This window comes from Streptomyces sp. NPDC058741 (genome assembly GCF_042746715.1).
Taxonomy (GTDB): Bacteria; Actinomycetota; Actinomycetes; order Streptomycetales; family Streptomycetaceae; genus Streptomyces.
Genome location: NZ_JBHYQH010000003.1, coordinates 171329 through 192453, shown reverse-complemented (window position 1 = coordinate 192453; position 21125 = coordinate 171329). Strand labels below are relative to the sequence as shown.

Here is a 21125-nt window from a genome sequence, read left to right as displayed (position 1 = left end):
CCTCCCCGTTGAGCTGACGCTTTCCTGGCCCACTCCCCCACTGTGGCACCCGCCACCGACATCGCAATGCCGGTGGGCCAAGTGCCGGAACGCTTGCGCGGCACCATAGTTGGGGCTCCGCCCCCCGTCAGCCGGATACGCCATCGGTCACTCGATGGAATGGCTGTGGGGAGAGGTGGATGACGAACAGCGAGGAACAACCCCCGGCCAACGGGCGATTCCGGCCGAACACCCAGGCCCCGGATCCTGAGACGGATCCGGGGCCTGGGGGGGTTCATCGACGAGGGGCGCTTTCCCCTGGGTGGGCGGGGCAGTGGTTACGCGCCCGCCGAGGCCGCCGCCTCAGCGGCGATGTCCGTGCGGTGGTGGGAGCCGTCGAGGTGGATGCGGGCGACGGCGGTGTACGCGCGGTCCCGGGCCTCGGTGAGGTCCTTGCCGGTGGCCGTGACGGACAGGACGCGGCCGCCCGCGCTGACGACGGTGTCGCCCTCGCGCCTGGTGCCGGCGTGCAGCACGTAGGCGTGCGGGGCGTCCTGGACGGCGACCTCGTCGAGCCCGGTGATCGGGTCGCCGGTGCGCGGGGTGCCGGGGTAGTTGTGCGAGGCGACGACGACGGTCACGGCGGCCTCGTCGCTCCAGCGCAGCGGCTCCAGGTGGGCGAGGTTGCCGGTCGCCGCGGCCATCAGGAGACCGGCCAGCGGCGTCTTGAGACGGGCCAGCACGACCTGGGTCTCCGGGTCGCCGAACCGGGCGTTGAACTCGATCACACGCACACCGCGTGACGTGATCGCGAGACCGGCGTAGAGGAGGCCGGAGAACGGCGTGCCGCGGCGGCTCATCTCGTCCACGGTCGGCTGCAGCACGGTCTGCAGCACCTCGTCGACCAGCTTCGGGGCGGCCCAGGGCAGCGGGGAGTACGCGCCCATGCCGCCGGTGTTCGGACCCTCGTCGCCGTTCAGCGCGCGCTTGAAGTCCTGGGCGGGCTGGAGCGGCACGACCGTCTCGCCGTCGGTGACGGCGAACAGGGAGACCTCGGGGCCGTCCAGGTACTCCTCGATCACCACGCGCTCGCACGCCGCGGCATGGGCCCGGGCCGTTTCCAGGTCGTCGGTGACGACGACGCCCTTGCCGGCGGCGAGCCCGTCGTCCTTCACGACGTACGGAGCGCCGAAGGCGTCGAGGGCCGCGTCGACCTCCTCCGGTGTCGTGCAGACGTACGACCGTGCCGTGGGCACGTCGGCCGCCGCCATCACGTCCTTGGCGAAGGCCTTGGAGCCCTCCAGCTGCGCGGCCTGGCCGGACGGGCCGAAGACCGGGATGCCGGCCTCGCGCACGGCGTCGGCGACGCCGGCGACCAGGGGGGCCTCCGGGCCGACGACCACGAGCTCCGCACCGAGCCGCGCGGCCAGCGCGGTGACGGCCGCGCCATCGAGGGCGTCGACCTGGTGCAGCTCGGCGACATCGGCGATGCCGGCGTTGCCGGGGGCGCAGTGCAGCGCGGTGACGTCGGGGTCGAGGGACAGGCTGTGGCACAGGGCGTGTTCGCGGGCGCCGCTGCCGATGACGAGGACCTTCACGGGCTCAGCCTAACGGGAAGGGCCCGGGTTGCCTTGTGCGGGCTGCTGAACGGGGCGGGGCGGCCACGTTGGAGGTTTCTACGAGAACACCGGCACGGCCGTGCCGGGTGCAGCGGCGTGCCCCGCCGCCTACGGCTCGTTCGAGAACTCCTCGACCACCGTCGCGCCCAGTTCCTTGACGATCAGGTCCTGCCCGGAGAGGGCCGACTCGTCGAGGTCGGGGTCGTCGTCCTCGGGGATGTCGTCCTCGACGGAGACGTGCCGGGGCGCCGGGGCGGCGGGCTGCGGGACGGCGGGGGAGGGCGAGGGTGCGGGGGCGGAGGCCGCGGGGCGGCCGCTCGACTGCCGGGTGGGTGCGGTCGGAGCCGCCGACTGGGCCGTGGCGGGGCGCTGGGCGGTCGCCGTGCCGCCGCCGGAGCCGTATCCGCCGGAGCCGTGTCCGGCGGCGTTGTGTCCTCCTGCGCCGTAGCCGGTCCCGCCACCGCCGCCACCGCCGCTGCCGCCGCCCCCGAAGCCGGAGGGGCCGCCGGGCGCGGGGGGCGCGGAGCCGCCGGAGGGGTCGACGATCGCCTCGATCTTCCACTGCACGTTGAACTGCTCGCCCAGGGCCTGCCGCAGCACGTCCTCACTGCCGCTGCTCAGGAAGTTGTCCCGGGCGCCGGCGTTGACGAAGCCGATTTGGAGGGTCGTGCCGTCGAAGCCGGTCACCTGGGCGTTCTGACTGAGCAGGATCCAGGTGAAGCGGCGGCGGTTCTTGACCGCTTCGAGGATGTTCGGCCAGATCATGCGGGGGTCAAGGCCGCCGCCCGGGGCGGGGGCCGCCTGGGCCGGGGGGCCCTGGGTGGCGCTGGGGGAAGTGGCGGCGGGCGGAGGAGCGCTGGAGGCGGGGCCGGGGCCGGTGCCGCTGCCGTGGCTCGGGGCGGCGGCTGCGGCCGAACCACCGACGCCGGGGGAGGCGGGAGCGGCCGTGGGCCAGCCACCGGGGCGACGGCCGCCGCTGCCCGCGGAGGCGGCGGTGGGCCAGGCGCCGGGGGCGGGGGCGGGGGGCTGGGATGCCTCGGAGGTCTGGGATGCCGTGGGGGCCTGTGCTGCCGGAGCAGGGGCGTCGGCAGGGGCTTCCTGGGTGGCCGGGGCATGACCCCTGTGAGTGCCGGGCCTGCCCGGCGTGGACTGCGGGACACCGTGGCCGGCTCCGGAGCCCGGTGCGGCGGCAGGCGCCGCCGTACTGCCTCCGGCACCACCGGGTCCACCGGGACCACCTGGGCCACCGGCACCGCCCGGGCCGCCGCCACTACCACCAGCAGTGCTGGGTGCCCCTGTGGCCCGGACCGCCGCACGGGCCGCGGCCGGACCGCTGCCGGGCGGCACAGGTGGAGCGGAGGCTGCCGCCCCCCCGTGCACCTCGTGATGGCTCTCCGGCCCGGGCACGTACCCCATGGGCGGCATGCCGGCCGGAGCCGCGGCGCTGAAGTTCACTCCGCGTTCGATGCGGTCCAGGCGGGCCATGACGGACCGCTCGTCGCCGTAGGCGGCCGGGAGCAGGACGCGGGCGCAGATCAGTTCCAGCTGGAGGCGGGGCGAATGGGCGCCGCGCATCTCCGTCAGGCCCTCGTTGACGAGGTCGGCGGCGCGGCTCAGCTCGGCGGGGCCGAAGGTGCCGGCCTGTGCCTGCATACGCTCCAGGACGTCGGCGGGGGCGTCGATGAGCCCCTTCTCCACGGCGTCCGGAACGGCGGCGAGGATCACCAGGTCCCGCAGCCGCTCCAGCAGGTCCGCGACGAAACGGCGTGGGTCGTTCCCTCCTTCGATCACGCGGTCGACGACCTCGAAGGCGGCGGCCCCGTCACCGGTGGCGAAGGCCTCGACGACGGAGTCCAGGAGGGAACCGTCGGTGTACCCGAGCAGGGAGGTGGCCATCGCGTACGTCACACCGTCCGCGGTGGCACCGGCGAGCAACTGGTCCATGACGGACATGGAGTCACGCACGGAACCGGCGCCGGCGCGGACGACGAGCGGCACCACGCCGTCGTCGACCGGGATCTGCTCCTTCTGGCACACCTCGAAGAGGTAGTCCCGCAGGGTGCCGGGCGGGACGAGCCGGAAGGGGTAGTGGTGGGTCCGCGACCGGATGGTGCCGATGACCTTCTCGGGCTCGGTCGTCGCGAAGATGAACTTGAGGTGCTCGGGGGGCTCCTCGACGACCTTCAGCAGCGCGTTGAAACCGGCCGACGTGACCATGTGGGCCTCGTCGATGATGTAGATCTTGTACCGGCTGCGCGCGGGGCCGAAGAAGGCCTTTTCACGCAGGTCACGGGCGTCGTCCACACCGCCGTGGGACGCGGCGTCGATCTCGATGACGTCGATGGAACCCGGCCCGTTCCGGGCGAGGTCGCGGCACGACTCGCACTCGCCGCACGGGGTGGGCGTGGGTCCCTGCTCGCAGTTCAGACAACGGGCGAGGATGCGTGCGCTGGTCGTCTTGCCGCAGCCGCGCGGTCCGCTGAACAGGTACGCGTGGTTGACCCGGTTGTTGCGCAGCGCCTGCTGCAACGGGGCAGTGACATGCTCCTGCCCGATGACCTCGGCGAAGGTCTCCGGGCGATAGCGGCGGTACAGAGCGAGAGACGACACGCTTACGAGGTTATAGGCGCCCAGTGACATCGGGCCCCGCCGATGCCCCGGCCCGGGAACGCAGACGCCCCCCACGCACCCGCCAGAGCCAACCTACCCTTGCTGCCTTCCGGCCCTGGGGGAGTTCAGTCAGATAGCGCCGCGTGAGGGGCTGCGCCAAGGCTACCTGATGTCCGGGGCGGGGAACGAGTTCGCGAGCACCCTTCTCGGTCATGTAATGTTCCCGGCGGAGGATTCGCCTAGAGGCCTAGGGCGCACGCTTGGAAAGCGTGTTGGGGGCAACCCCTCACGAGTTCGAATCTCGTATCCTCCGCCAGTGCCTCACCGGGCACGATGTCGAAGGGCCCCACCGCTTGCGGTGGGGCCCTTCGGCGTTGTCCGTCTCAGTTTCCGTCTCCGTCGGATTTTCCGGCCGTGCCCGGTGGCTCACAGAGCGCGTCTCCGGCTTGCCGCGCGAGTCGAGATCGGCTGGCCCCCAGCCACTACGCCCGTCGGAGAACCCGCTATTCGTACGTCTCCTTCCAGCGCACCTGGTGCCGCCGGTTCCCCTGCCCATGGCCGTTCACCGCACCGAGCGACAACAGCGAGGCCCCGTTGTTCCACAGCCCGAGGTGATCTCGATGCACGGCGAGGACGTCGTTCTCCGTGGCGAACTTCTCAGCCGGACCGCTGAAGTACGTCGTGGCCACGAAGATCGCCACGTCGACCTTGAAATGCACCCTCGCGCCGAGCAGGTCCCGGACCTCCCGACTGGGGATCTTGCTCTTGGGCGTGTACCGCTTGCACTGGATCACCATGCTCCGCCCATCGGGAAGGACTCCCAGAACGTCGGCTCCGTTGTCGTGCGAGCCACCGACCCTCCGCACGTCGCTGCACCCATCCCGCCGACACAGCTCCACGACGAAGTCCTCGAACTCCGCTCCCGTCATCGCGTCGACTTCGGCGAGCGTCCGATGACCCGCCTTCACGGCCTCGTCATGCCTCCATTGCCGATCGCCGCCCCTGATGAACCGATCGGTGCGCCACAGCCACCACCCGCCGCTGACGGCGCCGCCCAGCACGAGCGCACCCAGCAGATGGGGCCAGACCTCGCCCCGGAAGGCCACCAGCACGACAACGCTCACGCCCCCGGCGAGGGATCCGATCGTGAGCCGCTGCTGGCGACGCTTGCGCGCAGCCGGTACCCGCCGCTTCCGTGCCGCCGCCATGACCCCCCCTGTAGTCCGGCACAGCAGGATCAAGGAGGAGGCAGCGAACCGTAAGGGCGCCGATCAGCCAATGGCCGACAACCGGTGCTCCGCTCATCCCGCCTGTGAGGGACCGCTCATCCGCCCGGTAACAGGGACCGATAACGCGACGGGCACGCCGGCTTCCGCTCGTTCCTGGTCACTGCCGTCATCCGTGTCGCCCGCGGGTGTTGACGAAACTCGTCGGGAACACGTCCGGGGCCAGGAGATCGATCGTGCCGAGTGCCCTCCGGTCGAGGTCGAGCTCAGCCACCGGACGAGTGAAGAACAGCCTCCGCAAGGTGATGGTCACCTCTCCCCGCACCGTCCAGCACCCGCCGCGGTTGTGCCTCGCGCTCCGCTTGACGACGCCGAGAGGAGTTGCCGAGCGCGGAACCCACCCCTCCCGGCGCGGTTCTCCTTGAGCGAGCCGGGCCGTCGTGGCGACGAGTGGGCGGCCGGCCATTCGGCCTTCGAGGAGATCAGCGGGAAGGTCGCACGTGTGCCACCGGTGCTCGTCCGGCCCGGCCGGCCTCCGTGGCCCTCCCGCGGCCAGGTCGCCGGGCCAGGTCAGCCAGGCCAGGTCACCCAGGCCGTCGCTCCGTGTCGATCTCGTCGATCAGCGCCTCGATGCGGGACCTGATCTCGTCGCGGATCGGGCGGACCGCCTCGACGCCCTTGCCCGCCGGGTCCGTCAGGGGCCAGTCCAGGTACTTCCTGCCGGGGAAGACCGGGCAGGCGTCGCCGCAGCCCATGGTGATGACGTAGTCGGACGCCTGGACGGCCTCGGTCGTGAGGAGCTTGGGCCGCTGGGCCGCGATGTCGATGCCGACCTCCCGCATCGCCTCGACCGCCGCCGGGTTGACCTGGCCGGCGGGGAGGGAGCCGGCCGAGCGGACCTCGATCCTGTCGCCCGCGAGGTGGTCGAGGAATCCGGCGGCCATCTGCGAGCGGCCCGCGTTGTGGACGCAGACGAACAGCACGGAGGCGAGCGGGCTGGAGGGCATGCGTTCTTCCTTCACTTGCGGGTGCGCTCCACTTGCGGGTGCGCTCCACTTGCGGGTGGGCACTACTTACGGATGGGCACTACTTGCGCGTGTGCATCACTTGTGGGCGCGCACGGGGTGCGGCGGGAGGTCGGCCCACGGGGTTCGTCCCGGGCCGCCGGTCCTTCGGCGGCCCGCCCCCGGTTGGTATCAGTACGGAATGATGTGACAGTATCAGTCCATGATGACGTCAGTCGACACTGACCTGATCCGGGTGCTGGCCGACCCGCTCAGGCTGCGGATCGTGACCCTGCTCGCCGCCGAGACGCTGTGCACCACCCACCTGGTGGAGGAGACGGGCGCGAAGCAGACCAACCTCTCCAACCATCTGAGGGTGCTGCGCGAGGCCGGGGTCGTCGAGACCGAGCCGTGCGGCCGGTACACGTACTACAGGCTGCGCCCTGAGGTCATCGCCTCGCTCGCCGGGCAGTTCGCCGACCTGGCCGAGTCCGCCCGCACCGCCGCCGGCACAAAGAGGGCCTGCCCGTGACCCGCACCGAAGCGCCCGCGGCCGCCGAGGAGTCCTCGATCACCGCGAGGCTGTCTACGCTCGACCGCTTCCTCGCCGTCTGGATCCTGCTCGCCATGGCCCTGGGCCTGGGGCTGGGCCGTGTCGTCCCCGGTCTGGACGACGCTCTGGCGACGGTGGAGATCGGCGGCGTCTCGCTGCCCATCGCCGTCGGACTGCTCGTCATGATGTACCCGGTACTGGCCAAGGTCCGCTACGACAGGCTCGACGCCGTCACGGGCGACCGGAAGCTGATGGTGTCGTCGCTGGTCGTGAACTGGCTGGTCGGGCCGGCGGTGATGTTCGCGCTGGCCTGGACGTTCCTGCCGGACCTGCCCGAGTACCGCACCGGACTGATCATCGTCGGCCTGGCGCGCTGCATCGCCATGGTCATCATCTGGAACGACCTCGCGTGCGGCGACCGGGAGGCCGCCGCCGTGCTGGTGGCGCTGAACTCGGTGTTCCAGGTCCTGGCCTTCGGCCTGCTCGGCTGGTTCTACCTCGACCTGCTGCCCGGCTGGCTGGACCTGGGCGACGGCGAGCGCCTCGACGTCTCCCTGTGGAAGATCGCCCTGAACGTCGTCGTCTTCCTCGGCGTCCCGCTGCTGGCCGGGTTCCTGACCCGTCGCGTCGGTGAGCGCAGGCTCGGCCGCTCCGACTACGAGGAGAGGTTCCTGCCGAGGATCGGGCCGTGGGCGCTGTACGGGCTGCTGTTCACGATCGTCCTGCTGTTCGCCCTGCAGGGGAGGACCATCACCTCGCAGCCCTGGGACGTGGCCCGCATCGCGCTTCCGCTGCTGGTGTACTTCGCGGTGATGTGGTTCGGCACCTTCGCCCTGGGCAAGGCCATCGGCCTGGCCTACGACCGCACCGCCACGCTCGCCTTCACGGCGGCCGGCAACAACTTCGAACTGGCCATCGCGGTCGCCATCGCCACGTTCGGCGTCACGTCGGGCCAGGCCCTGTCCGGGGTCGTCGGACCGCTGATCGAGGTGCCGGTGCTGGTGGCGCTCGTCTACGTCTCGCTGGCCTGGCGGCGGAGGTTCATGCCCGTCCGCCAGGTGACGGCGGCGCCGCGGTAGGGCTGATGCGCCGCCCGGACGGCCGCCGGGCGGCGCCGGTGGGCGCGGCGCCCGCCGGGGCGCGCTCATGACGGCCGTGCCGCGCACGGGGGTGGTGGTGGTCGGCGGCGGCCAGGCAGGGCTCGCCGCCGGGTACCACCTGCGCCGCCTCGGCCTGGACTTCGTCGTCCTCGACGCCCGGACGGAACCGGGCGGCGCCTGGTAGCACGCCGGTCAGCAGGAGGACGGCTCCCACCAGCAGCGCCGCCCGCCGGACGGGCACGCGGACGGGTCGCTCGAGGGCCAGGAGGGGCAGGGGCGACGGGTCCTCACGGCAGGGGCAGCGGCTGTTCCGCCCAGATGGTCTTGCCGGTGGCGCTCTGCCGGGTGCCCCACCGCTCGGTCAGCTGCGCCACGAGGAGCAGACCGCGGCCGCCCTCGTCGAAACTGCGGGCGCGCCGCAGGTGGGGAGCGGTGTTGGCGCCGTCGGACACCTCGCAGATGAGGGTCGTGTCGTGGATCAGGCGGAGCTGAATGGGCGGCTGAGCGTGCCGGATCGCGTTGGTGACGAGCTCGCTGACGACCAGTTCCGTGACGAACACGGCGTCGGACAGCCCCCACCGCTGCAGCTGCGTCACCACGTCCTTGCGGGCCTGGGAGACCACCGAGGGGTCGTCCCGCACCGACCAGGTGGCGACCCGGTCGGCGTCGAGCGCGCGGGTGCGGGCGATGAGCAGGGCCACGTCGTCGGCCGGGCGCTGCGGCAGCAGGTCGGTGAGGACCCGGTCGCACAGGGCGTCCAGGGAGGGCGCAGGGCGGGCGAGGGCCTCGCGCAGCCGGCTGACGCCGGCGTCGAGGTCGTGGTCGCGGGTCTCGATCAGGCCGTTGGTGTAGAGGGCGATCAGGCTGCCCTCCGGCAGTTCGATCTCGGTGGCCTCGTAGGGCAGGCGGCCGACGCCGAGGGGCGGCGCGACCGGGATGCCCACCAGGTCCACGGTGCCGTCGGGGCTCACCACGGCCGGCACGGGGTGCCCGGCCCGGGAGAAGCTACAGCGCCGGGAGACCGGGTCGTAGACGGCGTAGAGGCAGGTCGCGCCGACATCGCCGGCCCCCTCGACCTCGGCGGGTCCCATCTCGGCGCCGCCCACCTCCTCCGTGTTCAGCCGCGCCACCAGGTCGTCCAGGTGCGTCAGCAGCTCGTCGCTCGGCAGGTCGATGTCGGCGAGGGTGCGTACGGCCGTGCGCAGCCGGCCCATGGTCGCCGAGGCCTGCAGGCCGTGCCCGACGACGTCACCGACGACCAGCGCCACCCGGGCCCCGGAGAGGGGGATGACGTCGAACCAGTCCCCGCCGACCCCGGCGTGCCCGCCGGCCGGGAGGTAGCGGGACGCCACCTCGACCGCCGCCTGCCGCGGCAGCCGCTGCGGCAGCAGGCTGCGCTGGAGCGTGACCGCGGTGGTGCGCTCGCGGGTGTAGCGGCGGGCGTTGTCGATGCTGATGGCGGCCCGGGCGGCCAGTTCCCGCGCGACGACCAGGTCGTCGTGGCGGAAGGGCGCCGGGTTGCAGTGGCGGAAGAGGAAGACGACACCCAGGGTCGTCCCGCGCGCGGCAAGCGGCACGGACATCAACGAGTGGACGTCGTAGGCCCGGAAGAGGGCGGCGCGGGCCGGGTCGCGGGCGAGCCACGCGGTGAACATCGGGTCGTCCGCCTTGTACACCGTCGGCTGCCCGGTGCGCAGGCTCTCGAAGTGCGTCGAGCCCGCCGGGTAGGAGTCCGTCTGCCCGACCCCCACGGCCGACTCCGGCGCGTCCGGGATGACCGACCGCAGTGCGACCCGGCGCAGCAGCACCGGCCCCTCCGCCGGCACGGCCTGGGCGGGAGCGGGCGGTTCGGGTACGTCCTCCAGCGAGGTCAGCAGATCGACGCTGACGAAGTCGGCCAGGGCCGGCACAGTCACGTCGACCAGCTCCTGTGCCGTGCGTGTGACGTCGAGCGTGCTGCCGATGCGCCGGCCGGCCTCGGCGATCAGCTGCAGGCGTTCGCGGGCCACGTACTCCTCCGTCATGTCGTGCGCGGTCAGGCAGACGCCGCGGACGGTGCCCTCGCGGTCGCGCAGCGGCCACATGAGGACCGACCAGGCGTGCTCGTGCTCCTCGCCCGGGGCGCGCACGTAGTTCTCCTGGTACTGCGGCTCGCCGGTCCGCAGCACACGGGCCATGTCGCGCTCCGCCCGCCGGCCGGTCTCCTCGTCGTCGATCTCGGACACGCGCAGGCCCCGCATCTCCTCCTCGGTGAGCGCGGCGGCGCGTTCCATGTCGGCGTTGGCCCGGCACAGCCGGAGCCGGGTGTCGTAGATCGCCAGGGCGCAGCACGGTGACTGGGCGAAGCTCAAGCTCACGAGGGACTCGTCGAGGTCGGGGGGCTGCCGGCGGGTCAGCGCGGAGACGACCAGCCAGGCGTCGGCGCCGGTGCCGCCTTTCCGGTGGTGGGCGAGGACGCGGACCGTCACCCGGTGGCCGTCCCGGTGGCAGAGCGCGACCTCGCCGCTCCACCGGGGCAGCCCGGCCGGGGCGGGCGGGCGCACCGGGATCGGCTCGGCCAGCAGTTCCGCGGCGGGGCGGCCGGTCATCTCCTCGGCCGGGTAGCCGAGGAGCTGTTCGGCGCCCGCGTTCCAGCCGGTCACCGTGCCCCGCTCGTCGAGCGTGACGCGGGCGGTGAGGGCTTCGCCGACGACGGCCTCGAGAGCGGCGTCGGGTGCCGCTCCGGGCGACCGGCCGGCACGGCCGACCGTGACGGGTGGGTCCATGATCGGTCATCTCGCTCTCACCGGGATCTTGGCCACATGTCCCGGAATATACGACTAACACCTGCTTACCCTTATTCAACCTGGTATTACCGCACCGGGTCGAGAAGCGAAGCCTGCCCCCGCCCGGCCCGGGCACCCGCTCCTCCATGGGCGAGATCCTCGTGGGCACGTGTTCCTGGACCGACCGGGCCCTGGTCGGCAGCGGCTGGTACCCGCCGGGGCGGCGGGACGCCGAGGGGCGGTTACGGCACTACGCGGAGCTGTTCGGTGGTCGAGGTCGACGCCTCGTTCCACGCGCTGCCGAGCGAGCGGGCAGGCCGGCTGTGGTCCGAGCGGACACCGGACGGGTTCGTGTTCGACGTGAAGGCGTTCTCGCTGCTGACCGGGCGCCCCACGCGGCAGGCGGCGCTGCCGGACGGGCTGCCCGCCGACTCCCGGGACCCGGCCGTGCCGGACGAGGTGTGGCCCGGTTCGCCGCGGGCGTCGAGCCGCTGCGGCGCGCCCGGGCGGCTCGGGAGCGTGCTGTTCCAGTTCCCGCCGTGGTTCCGGCCCGGGCAGCGGGCGGCGGAGTTGCTGCACGCCTGCGCCGAGCGCCCCCGCGGCTGGACCCTCGCCGTGGAGTTCCGGCATCCGTCGTGGTGGGAACCGGACCGGGCCGACGCGACCCGCGCGCTGCTCGCCGGGTACGGCATGGCCGCCGTCGCCGACATGCACCCGGCGCCGCCGTCCTCGATGCCGCCCGTGACGCCGGTGACCTCGCCCCGGCTGTCCGTCGTGCGGTTCCACGGCCGCAGCGCCGCCTGGGGCACCGGCAGCAAGGAGGAGCGCTTCCGGCACGTGTACGGCGACGACGAACTCGCCGAGTGGCTGCCCCGGGTGCGCGGGCGGGCCGAGCGGACGGAGCAGGTGCACGTGCTGTCCAACAACTGCTACGGGGACGCCTCCGTGAGCGCCGCCGAGCACATGGCGCGGCTCCTCGACGCCGCCGCTCCCGCCGCCCCCGCCGTGCGGCTGCCTGGCTAGGGTGCGATCCGCACCCGCTTCTCCACCGTCACCTGGTCCACGTCCGACACCCGCACGGTCGTCCTCATCGTCCAGTTCCCGGCCAGCGGCAGGTTGACGGCGTTGGTGCTCCAGTAGCCGCCGACGTCCTTCAGCCCGGCGTCGACCGGGCCGACGTCCCGGGAGGGCAGGCTGAAGGTGACGCGGACCTCGGGGACGACGACGAGGCCGGTGTCGGAGCCGTAGACCACGGCCTGGACGCCGTTGTCGCCGACACGGGCCGGGTCGACGGTGACGTGCACCGTGCCGCGTCCGGCGAGGGAACCGGCGCCCGTGTCGAAGGGCACCGTGACCTGGGTGGTGGGCGGCAGCGCGCCCGCGGGGGCCTGCTGGGCCGCCTCGGCCTGTGCGCGGCCTGGCAGGGTGCCGGTGAGCACGGTCGTGATCAGCAGCACGACCGCGGCGACGGCGACCTCGACGAGGACGGAGCGGCGCAGGCCCCGCCGCCGGGCGTCCGCGGCCGGCTCCGCGGCCGGAGGAGTCCGGCCGGGGCCGCCGCGCTCGACGGTGGCCTCGGGCGGCCCGTGCCGGCCGGCGGCCCCGGCCACGGCGGCGCCGGGGCCCGCCCCCTCGCCGCCGGACACGCCGACTTCCCCGACGGACACGCCACCCTGCCCGACGGACACACCGACCTCCCCGACGGACACGCCACCCTCCCCGACGGACACACCGACCTCCCCGACGGACACACCGCCCTCCCCGACGGACACACCGACCGGCTGCGGGACCCGTTCGGGCGCGGCGGTCCGGACGGCGGAGGCCGCCGGTGCCGCGATCCGTGCGGTCCAGCGGCGGGAGTACCCGGCCGCGAGCAGCAGTACGGTCACTGCGGCGAGTTTGGCCAGCAGCAGCCTGCCGTACGACGTGCCGGTCAGGGCGTCGAGGGAGCCGAGCCCGCGCCAGGACTGGTAGAAGCCGGTGACGGCCAGGACGGTCACCGCCGTGAAGGCGATCTGCGAGAAGCGGGGCACGATCTCCGCCAGGGAGTCGGCGGACGCCGCGCGCAGGGTCGCCAGCAGGGCCACGAGCCCGCCGAGCCAGACCCCCGTCGCCAGCAGGTGCACCACGGAGGACGTCATCGCCAGCGGCACCTGGATCCCGGCGGAGGCGTGCTCGGCCGCCGCCCAGGTCAGGGAGAGGGCGACGGCCAGGGCGGTGCCGGCCAAGAGCGCGACGGGACGCCGGGGGCCGGGGTGCCTCCGCAGCCGGACCAGGAAGACGGCGAGCGGCGGCAGGATCACCAGCCGTGCCAGCAGGGCCCGGCCCGGACGGCTGCCCAGGGTGCGGCCGAGGGCGGCGGGGTCGAAGGCCGCAGCCGGCCCGGCGCCCGCCTCGTAGGGGGCGCGCAGCAGGAGCAGGGCGACCGTGGACCCGAGCAGCGTCCACCAGGCCCACACCAGCGGCCTGCGCAGAGGCGAGGTGTCGGCGGGCCGGCACAGCAGGACGAACGCGCCCACGCCGACGAGCAGGGTGGCGGCGAGGTAGGCGAGGTAACGGGCGGCGCTGTGCAGGCCGTCGGTCAGGGGGTCCTCGGCCGGGCCCGTGCCGACCTGGGCCGTGGTCGCGGACCGCTCGCCCACGGAGAAGGTGAAGGCGCCCGAGACGGGGTGGCTGTCGGCCGACACCACCCGCCAGGCCACGGTGTAGGTGCCCCGGGCGAGTTTCCCGGGCAGTCCGACCCTGGCCGTGTCGGACCGGCCGTCCGCGTGCGCGGCCTCACCGGTGCGGACCCGGCGCTGGTCCGGGCCGAACACCCGGAAGGAGTCGTCGAGCAGGCCGACGGACTCGGTGAAGGTCAGGGTGACGTGCCGGGGGGCCCGCTGGACGACGGACCCGTCGCCGGGGTCGGTGGAACGCAGGGCGGCATGGGCCGAGGCGGGACCGGCTCCGCCGAGGAGCAGGACCAGCACGGCACCGAGCAGCACCAGGGCCCGGACGCGCCGGGGCCGTCCGCCATCACGATCCTCGTTCCGCCGTTGGTCCACGTGGTTCTCCGGGGTCGGCTGTACGGCTCCGGGTTATGTACGGACGGGATGCGTGCGGTGCTCAGCCGGATTCGGGCGGAGGCGGACCGGCGGGGTGTCGGGGCCGGGTGCGGGCGAGGTCGCCCCCAGCCCGTCCGGCTCTCAGCCCGACACCGGCGGCGGGGCGGGCCGGGACAGCGCCGCGATGCGGTCCGCCTCCGTCGGGTGGCGGCGGCCAGGGCGGTCGCGTCCCCGTGCTCGTAGCCCTCGAAGGTGAAGCCGGGGGCCATCGTGCGGCCGAACAGGGTCCAGGAGCCGCCCTCGCTCACCCGGGCGCCCATCCACGTACCCGCCGGGACGGTGAACTGGACGTGCTGGCCCCGCAGAACGCCGGGTCCCAGGATCACCGTCCGCGCGCTGCCGTCCGGGGCGAGCAGGAGCAGCTCCAGGGGGTCGCCCAGGTAGAAGTGCCAGATCTCGTCGGTGGGCAGGCGGTGGAGGGCGGAGAAGTCGTCCGCGGTCAGCAGGGCGACGATCGCCGTGCCCTCCGGTCTGCCGTCCGGGCGCCCGGGCCCGGCCCAGGTCCGGCGGAACAGCCCGCCCTCGCTGGGGATCGGCTCCAGGCCGTAGTGCGCGATGAGGTCCTCCGGCGTCACGCGGGGAAGGGTATCTCCCGCTCCAGGAAGGCGAGCTGGGCCGTCTTCTCCGGGAGGTACACGTCCGGCAGGTCGATCTCCGGCAGGACGACCACCGGCCCGGCCTCGAAGCCCAGGGAGAGGAAGCGGGTGACCGCCTTCTCGTTGCGGACGTCCGGGTCGACCACGACCCGGCGGCGGCCGAGGGTGACCAGGACGTACTCGGCGACGACCGCCACCAGGCGCGCCGTCCAGCCGTGCCGCGCGCCGCCGGGCCCGGCGGGGGCGAGCAGCAGGTGGACGCCGAGGTCACCGGGGCGGACCGGGTAGCACTCGCTCACGCGGTCGGCCTCCGGCTCGTAGGTCTGCAGGAGCCCGGCCGGCTCGCCGTCGCGGACGAGCAGGAAGGCGTTGTGGGTGGTGAGGGGGTCCATGTGGGCGTAGATCTCGGCGACCTGCCGCTCGGTGAGGCCGGTCATGCCCCAGAACACGGCCCGCTCCTCGCTCACCCAGCGGTGGACGGGCCCGGCGTCGGCGCGGGGGTCCAGCGGCAGGACGCGCACGGTCCCGAAGGCGTCGACGGCCTGCTCGTGGACGGCGGTGCGGGAGGCGTACGGGTCAGACATCGGCTTCCTTCGTCAGCAGGGCCCAGTCGGTGACGACCGGGACGAGTTCTCCCCCGAGCCACAGGGGGAGCTGGTCGCGGTGGTGGGGTGTGCCCGGGACGCCCGAGGCGCCGAACGGGACCACCCAGCGGCTGTCCTCGCGCCGGGCCAGGTCCCAGACGTAGCGGGCGGCGGGACCGCGGGAGGCCTGGTCGGTCAGGCCGGGCACGGCCGAGGTGCACAGCACGCAGTCGTGGTCCCCCGCCAGACCCGGTTCGCCGTACGGCGTCTCCGGGGGGAGCGCGCGCCAGGGGGCGAGCCGGTGGGTGTCGCCCCAGACCCCGGCGGGAGGCCGCAGGGCCACCTCCTCGACCGCGGCCCGGACGGCCGCCGGGCGGTCGACGCCGAACAGTTCCTCGGCCCGCAGCAGGTGTTCGAGGGCGAAGCCCACGCGCGGGAGGAGGGCGAGCCAGGGCTGGAACACCCCGGGGTACGCCGGCGGGGTGCGCAGCGCGTCGAACGCCGGGTGCGCCGCCAGCCGCCGTACGACCGCGCCGCGCACCGCCGCGTAGAGGGCCGCGTCGGCGCTGTCCGCGTCCATGCGGCGGTCCCAGCCGAGGAGGCGGTCCCGGAGTGCGGCCGCATCGGCGCTCAGGCCGGTGAGGGCGCGGACGTGGTCCAGCAGGGCGGACGCGGAGGCGAGGTGGGTGTCGGTGTGGAGGGCGGGCAGGTCGGCGGCGGACCAGCGCTCCCGCCCGGCGAGCAGCGCGGCGATGCGGTCGTGGCGGTGGGGCGGGGCGAACTCGACGCCGAGCGGCTCGGCCGGGCCGCGCTGGTTGGCCATGACGGCCACACCGTGGGTGAGCCCGGCGCGCGGAGCCCCGTGCCACCCGCGCCAGTCGTGCCCGGGCTCCCACGCGGGCACCACGCGCAGCCGGCCGGCCTCGGCCCGCAGCGGCACCCGCCCGGCCACGCGGTGCAGGACGCCGCCCTCGGTGTCCGCGGCCAGGACGACGTTGACCGGCTCCGCCCAGCGGTCGAGGGCCCGGTCCACGTCGTGGACCCGGCGGGACCGCAGCAGCGGCAACAGGGCGCCGAAACCGAGGTCGGCGGTGGTGCGCGGGGGGTAGCGGAGGCTGATCGCGAGCGGCGGGCAGACGAGGCCGCCGGGGCTAGCGGGGCTAGCGGGGTTGCCGGGGCCAGGGCTATCGGGGTTGCCGGGGCTACCGGGGCTACCGGGGCTACCGCTGCCGGGGCTACCGGGGCTACCGCTGCCGGGGCTACCGTTGCCGGGGCTACCGCTGCCGGGGCTACCGTTGCCGGGGCTGCCGGGGCTGCCGGGGCTACCGCTGCCGGGGCTACCGGGGCTGCCGGGGCTACCGGGGCTACCCCCGTCTACCGGATCACCGTCGATCCCCTCCGGCCCGCCGATGACCACGGGCCCCCTGGCTGTCTCGATCACCTCGACCTCGACCGGCTCCTCGCCCGACACCTCGACGACCTCGGTGTGCCGCGCCGCCCGGCGCCACACCCCGTCCGGGTCCAGCGCCTCGATCCCGGCGCCGCTGCGGCGCAGCCGCTCCCGGTACAGGTCCTGGTAGTCGGCCATGGCGTTGGTGATGGCCCAGGCGACCGTGCCGGTGTGCCCGAAGTGGGCGATGCCGGGAACGCCGGGGACGGCGAGGCCGACGACGTCGAACTCGGGGCAGGACAGGTGGATCTGCTGGTAGACGCCGGGGTCCTCGATCCAGCGGTGGGGGTCGCCGGCGATGACCGCCTGTCCGGTGACGGTCCGCTCCCCGCCGACCAGCCAGCCGTTGCTTCCGGAGGTGCCGGGACCGTCGGTGGCGAACAGGCCGATCGCGTCCGCGCCGAGGTGGGCGGCGACCTGCTCGCGCCACAGCTTGGCCGGGAACCCGGCGAACAGCAGGTGCGTGGCGAGCCAGACGCCGAGCGGGGTCCAGGGCCGCCACCGGCCGGGGGTGAGCCGGGCGCGGGCGAACTCGGGGGCGGTGCCGGCCGCCTCCGCGAGTCCGGCGTTCACCCCGTCGACGTACGCCGACACCCAGCGCGCCGTCTCGGGGTCCTCTCCCTCCAGCCGCGCGAAGCACCGTTCGGCCGTGTCGTCGAGCCGGGCCCGTCTCACGAGGACGTCCCAGTCCAGGGCGCTTCCGCCCAGGAAGGCCGCCGAGGTGCCCTGCGCCCGGTGGCGCTCGACCTCCAGCTGCCAGGCCCGGTCGCGGGCGGTGACGAGGCCCTGCGCGCGGGCGAGTTCCGTGGCGCTGTCCGCGCGCAGATGCGGGATGCCCCAGGCGTCACGGTGGATCTCGGTGGCCACGCGTGCCCCACTTTCTTTTAGGTTAGCCTTTCCTAAGTCAATCGGGGCGACATCGTACGGGACGGGTGCGGGCGCGACGAGGCGGGGCCGAGGTGGGGAGAGCGCGTTCCTCGGCCCTCCGCGGGCGAAGGGCTTCGAGGGCACCGTCCCGGATACCGAGGACGTGACCCCGGACCACCGGCGTGGGCCTGCGGCTGCCCTCCACCGACGACGGCCTCCTCGCGGCGACCGCCACGCACCCCACCTCCCTGCCCGCCCTCGACCCCCTGCCCGCCGCACCGGCTCCCGCCCCCGCCCCGTCTGATGCGAGGGCGGCGACGGACACCCTTCCGCACCGGCCCCGGCCGGCTCCGGACGCGGCCGTGCCCGCCGCGAGGGATGATCGGGGCATGGACGTCACCCTGCACCTCGCCCAGGACCCCGAGGCCGACGCGCTGCTCGGGCGCAGTCCGCTCGCCGCGCTGGTCGGCATGCTGCTCGACCAGCAGGTCCCCATGGAGTGGGCGTTCAAGGGCCCGGCGACGATCGCGCGGCGCCTGGGCACCGACGACCTGGACGCCCAAGAGATCGCCGCGCACGAGCCGGAGGCCTTCGCCGCGCTGCTCGCTCAGAAGCCGGCCGTGCACCGCTACCCGGGCTCCATGGCCCAGCGCATCCAGCAGCTGTGCCAGTACCTCGTCGAGCACTACGACGGTGACGCCGAGGCCGTCTGGAAGGACACCGGCACCGGCAAGGAACTGCTGAAGCGGCTGTCCGAACTGCCGGGCTTCGGCAAGCAGAAGGCGCAGATCTTCCTCGCGCTGCTCGGCAAGCAGCTCGGCGTACAGCCGGAGGGCTGGCGCGAGGCCGCCGGCTCCTACGGCGAGCCGGAATCCTTCCGCTCGGTCGCCGACATCACCGGCCCCGAATCCCTGGCCAAGGTCCGCGCGCACAAACAGGAGACGAAGGCCGCGGCGAAGGCGGCGAAGGCCTCCGGCCGGTAGACCGGGTCCGCCCACCGCCCGCGACAAGCCCTGCACTTCAGCCCCCTGGACCGCCCCGAACGGTGAGTCCTTCCGGCCCGGTCCCAGCATGAACCATGGCCGAGCCACCGAGCGGCTCCCCCCGGGACCGGGAGCGCGACACCGACAGCGGGCGCGATCCCCAGGGCCTGGAACCCCCCGTCCGCCAGGGCCCCGGCCCGGGCGGTCCGCGCACCCACGAACGGCACGGTCACCCGCCCCGACGCCAGTTGTGTCTCGAGTCATGCCGGATCACGAGCGCCGAGCCTGGCAGCAACCCGTCCCGGGCCGCAGAACAACTCTCACGGTCATGTTTCCGGCGGTCCTGCAAGAGGGCCGCTGGCCTCCGGGCCCCGGGCCGGGGCCCGGGGTACGACCGCACGCGACCGCCCGGCCCGCGTGACACCTGGCCCCCCGGACCCGCAGAGCCCGGCCCCGCCCACGCCCGGCACCCCGAACCGGCCCTCGAACGACCACCGGCCGGACCCGTCATAGCCTCCCGGCCTCCCCGGTCCCCGCACTCCCGAGCCGGCGTACGCCGAGCGGGCGGATCCGCGCGCGAACGGGAAGGACGGCCCGCCCGCGGCGGGGAGTGACTCCCGCGAACCGCGCACCGCAGCCGGTCCCCCGCGCCCCGCGCCGGAACGTTCGGCCGCGGCTGCTCGTCCTGCTGCTGGTCCTGCTGCTCGTCCTGCTCGCGCCCGGCGCGCACGCCGCGGCGCAGACCGGGCCGGCGCCCGCCGTTTCCGGTGAGAGCCAGACCGCCGAGTACGACGCCTTCGACACCGTCCTGCGCCCACCGGCCCGCGGCACCGGCCGCGCGGCGGTCCCGCTGCACCCCGCCCCGGGCCCCTGGCCGGAGCCCACCGCACGGCTCCGTGCACCCCTGCCCGTACCGCCCGTACCGCCGCGCGACGCCCCAGTGCGTTCGGAGATCCTGCGCCACTGAGCCTTCCCTCGCCGGTCGCCCAGTCCCGCACGGAACCAGAAGAGCGACACCGCCATGCTGCAAGACCCCTACGTGGTCCTGCGCGCCCTGCCGCGCGCCGAAGCCGCCCGCACCACCCCCAAGAGCCCTCCCGGCCGAGCCGGACCCGCACGGGAAGCGGCCCGTCGGGAAACGCGCACGCGACCGACCCGCACGCGGCGGAGGCGACGGGACCGGACCAGCGCCTCCGCCGCCCCCGCCGCCGCGTGCCGGGGACGACGCCTACCCCTTTCGGGGGAATCGGGCGCACGGGTTCCGCGACCGGCTCCGGAACCGTCCCGGAGGTGCCCCCCGGCACCCGCCGGGAGAAGGAGGGAACGCGTGCTCACACCTCGGCAGCGGGGGCTCACGACACGGTCTCGCGGCCCGGCACGTTCACGCCCCCGTACCCGGTTCGTACCACCCCGCGGGATTTTTCCGGCGTCGTACTACGCCGCCATGGCTGCGCCCGGAAGGTCTTGACCGGTAGGCTTTCCGTGTGATCTTCAAGCGCATCGGAAACGGCCGGCCGTACCCCGACCACGGCCGGGAAAGCACCCGGCAGTGGGCGGACGTCGCGCCGCGCCCGGTCCGCCTCGATCAGCTCGTGACGACGAAGCAGCAGCTCGACCTGGAGACGCTCCTGGCCGAGGACTCGACGTTCTACGGCGACCTCTTCGCGCACGTCGTGAAGTGGCAGGGCGACCTCTACCTGGAGGACGGCCTGCACCGCGCGGTGCGGGCGGCGCTCCAGCAGCGCCAGGTGCTGCACGCGCGCGTACTCGAGCTCGGCTGACCCCCGCCGATCATGGGTTGACCCTTTCGGGTTCCACTGGGCGATGTCGAATGATCATCTAGTAGGCATCATCGCTCAGGCGCACTACGCTGCGCTCATGAGCATGCTGACTCCCCCCGGCATGGGCGGCAAATACCGCATCACGGGCAACAAGTACCCCCGGATGCGCCGGCCCCGGCGGCACGGCAGGCTCGTCGTCCTGGCCGCCGCCTCCGTCCTGGCGCTCGGCGTGGCCGGCTGGGGCACGCTGCAGCTCGTCGACGTCTTCACCGGTGGTGAGAGCAAGGCCTCGGCGGCCGGCGGCAAGGAATGCGCCCCCCGGACGAAGGCGAGCCCCTCGCCCAGCGCCAGACCCGTGCCCGAGCCGCGCGCCATCACGGTGAACGTCCTCAACGCCACCACCCGCAGCGGACTGGCGAAGAAGACCGCCGACGAGCTGAAGAAGCGCGGCTTCAAGATCGGTGACGTGGGCAACGCGACCAAGGAGTACGACAAGAAGGTCAAGGGCCCGGGCCTCCTGCTCGGCCCCGGCGCCGCCCTCGACACCACGCTGCCCGTGCTCGGCACGCAGCTCCCGGGCGCGGAACGACGCACCGAGGCCACCCGCAAGGGCGCCGCGGTGGACCTCGTCATCGGCGACGGCTTCAAGGACCTGGCGAAGAAGCCGGACGCCGACCGGGCCCTGACCCGACTGGCCCAGCCCGAGCCGACGCCGGCGACGAAGAAGAGCTGCTGACCGGACCCCGGTCCTCCCGGGCCGGGTCCTCCCGGGCCGGGTCCTCCCGGGCCAGGTCGTCCGGGGCTGGGGCCTCCGGCGCCTCCAGAGCTCAGTACTGCGCGGACCCCCTGCGGGAACCCGACGGGCCCGGGGCCCGGTGGGTCGACGGCCCGGTGGGTCGAC

15 protein-coding genes, 1 tRNA gene, 1 other RNA gene and 2 pseudogenes are annotated in these 21125 nt (G+C 74.1%); 9 read left to right on the top strand and 10 right to left on the bottom strand.

Going from position 1 to position 21125, the window contains the following annotated elements; all coding sequences use genetic code 11:
- Positions 1-317: 317 nt before the first annotated feature.
- The 3 genes from purD to ffs form a co-directional block, all read right to left on the bottom strand.
- A complete protein-coding gene (purD, locus tag ACFW6P_RS03705) occupies positions 318-1577 on the bottom strand; it encodes a phosphoribosylamine--glycine ligase (protein ID WP_386348883.1) in 1260 nt (419 codons plus the stop codon).
- Between the two features lie 129 nt (positions 1578-1706).
- Entirely contained in the window at positions 1707-4208 is a 2502-nt protein-coding gene (locus tag ACFW6P_RS03700; RefSeq protein ID WP_386422829.1) for a DNA polymerase III subunit gamma and tau, read from the bottom strand.
- 59 nt (positions 4209-4267) lie between these two features.
- Positions 4268-4364: signal recognition particle sRNA small type (gene ffs, locus ACFW6P_RS03695), an RNA gene on the bottom strand.
- Positions 4365-4436: 72 nt separating this feature from the next.
- Here ffs and ACFW6P_RS03690 point away from each other — a divergent pair.
- Positions 4437-4524 (top strand) — tRNA-Ser (locus tag ACFW6P_RS03690).
- A 187-nt stretch (positions 4525-4711) separates the two neighbouring features.
- On the opposite strand, the gene ACFW6P_RS03685 is transcribed toward ACFW6P_RS03690, so the two are convergent.
- Together ACFW6P_RS03685 and ACFW6P_RS03680 are read right to left on the bottom strand one after the other, a co-directional pair.
- On the bottom strand, positions 4712-5416 hold the full coding sequence (locus ACFW6P_RS03685) for a restriction endonuclease (RefSeq protein ID WP_386348914.1): 705 nt from the start codon (positions 5414-5416) through the stop codon (positions 4712-4714).
- Between the two features lie 602 nt (positions 5417-6018).
- Positions 6019-6441 (bottom strand): arsenate reductase ArsC, encoded by a 423-nt coding sequence (locus ACFW6P_RS03680; protein ID WP_386348917.1) that lies wholly within the window; start codon positions 6439-6441, stop codon positions 6019-6021.
- A gap of 220 nt (positions 6442-6661) precedes the next feature.
- Here ACFW6P_RS03680 and ACFW6P_RS03675 point away from each other — a divergent pair, with 220 nt between their 5' ends.
- The 3 genes and pseudogenes from ACFW6P_RS03675 to ACFW6P_RS03665 form a co-directional block, all read left to right on the top strand.
- Entirely contained in the window at positions 6662-6970 is a 309-nt protein-coding gene (locus ACFW6P_RS03675; protein ID WP_386348921.1) for an ArsR/SmtB family transcription factor, read from the top strand.
- On the top strand, positions 6967-8070 hold the full coding sequence (gene arsB / locus ACFW6P_RS03670; protein WP_386422827.1) for an ACR3 family arsenite efflux transporter: 1104 nt from the start codon (positions 6967-6969) through the stop codon (positions 8068-8070). The genes ACFW6P_RS03675 and arsB overlap by 4 nt, the downstream gene beginning before the upstream one ends.
- Before the next feature lie 67 nt (positions 8071-8137).
- A pseudogene (locus ACFW6P_RS03665) lies at positions 8138-8272 on the top strand (FAD-dependent oxidoreductase); the annotation flags it as partial.
- Positions 8273-8378: 106 nt separating this feature from the next.
- Here ACFW6P_RS03665 and ACFW6P_RS03660 read toward each other — a convergent pair.
- Complete coding sequence (locus tag ACFW6P_RS03660) at positions 8379-10856, bottom strand: SpoIIE family protein phosphatase (RefSeq protein ID WP_386422826.1); 2478 nt, start codon at positions 10854-10856, stop codon at positions 8379-8381.
- Positions 10857-11123: 267 nt separating this feature from the next.
- Between ACFW6P_RS03660 and ACFW6P_RS03655 the strand changes: the two genes are divergently transcribed.
- Positions 11124-11879, top strand: coding sequence for a DUF72 domain-containing protein (locus ACFW6P_RS03655; RefSeq protein WP_386422824.1), 756 nt, complete (start codon positions 11124-11126; stop codon positions 11877-11879).
- Here ACFW6P_RS03655 and ACFW6P_RS03650 read toward each other — a convergent pair.
- The 4 genes and pseudogenes from ACFW6P_RS03650 to ACFW6P_RS03635 form a co-directional block, all read right to left on the bottom strand.
- A complete protein-coding gene (locus ACFW6P_RS03650) occupies positions 11876-13843 on the bottom strand; it encodes a copper resistance protein CopC (RefSeq protein WP_386422884.1) in 1968 nt (655 codons plus the stop codon). The two genes, ACFW6P_RS03655 and ACFW6P_RS03650, sit on opposite strands and share 4 nt — an antisense overlap.
- Before the next feature lie 201 nt (positions 13844-14044).
- A pseudogene (locus ACFW6P_RS03645) lies at positions 14045-14538 on the bottom strand (cupin domain-containing protein).
- A complete protein-coding gene (locus tag ACFW6P_RS03640) occupies positions 14535-15143 on the bottom strand; it encodes a GNAT family N-acetyltransferase (protein WP_386348934.1) in 609 nt (202 codons plus the stop codon). Before ACFW6P_RS03640 ends, ACFW6P_RS03645 begins: the two are co-directional and overlap by 4 nt.
- Positions 15136-17460, bottom strand: a complete 2325-nt coding sequence (locus ACFW6P_RS03635) for a penicillin acylase family protein (protein WP_386422822.1) — start codon at positions 17458-17460, stop codon at positions 15136-15138. The genes ACFW6P_RS03640 and ACFW6P_RS03635 overlap by 8 nt, the downstream gene beginning before the upstream one ends.
- A gap of 389 nt (positions 17461-17849) precedes the next feature.
- Between ACFW6P_RS03635 and ACFW6P_RS03630 the strand changes: the two genes are divergently transcribed.
- The 4 genes from ACFW6P_RS03630 to ACFW6P_RS03615 all read left to right on the top strand — a co-directional run bounded on the left by ACFW6P_RS03630 (position 17850) and on the right by ACFW6P_RS03615 (position 20960).
- On the top strand, positions 17850-18443 hold the full coding sequence (locus ACFW6P_RS03630; protein ID WP_386422882.1) for an HhH-GPD-type base excision DNA repair protein: 594 nt from the start codon (positions 17850-17852) through the stop codon (positions 18441-18443).
- 610 nt (positions 18444-19053) lie between these two features.
- Positions 19054-19410 (top strand): hypothetical protein, encoded by a 357-nt coding sequence (locus tag ACFW6P_RS03625; RefSeq protein WP_386348942.1) that lies wholly within the window; start codon positions 19054-19056, stop codon positions 19408-19410.
- A 517-nt stretch (positions 19411-19927) separates the two neighbouring features.
- Positions 19928-20224 (top strand): type II toxin-antitoxin system VapB family antitoxin, encoded by a 297-nt coding sequence (locus tag ACFW6P_RS03620; RefSeq protein WP_003986294.1) that lies wholly within the window; start codon positions 19928-19930, stop codon positions 20222-20224.
- Positions 20225-20345: 121 nt separating this feature from the next.
- On the top strand, positions 20346-20960 hold the full coding sequence (locus ACFW6P_RS03615) for a LytR C-terminal domain-containing protein (RefSeq protein WP_386349346.1): 615 nt from the start codon (positions 20346-20348) through the stop codon (positions 20958-20960).
- The last annotated feature ends 165 nt before the right edge of the window (positions 20961-21125 follow it).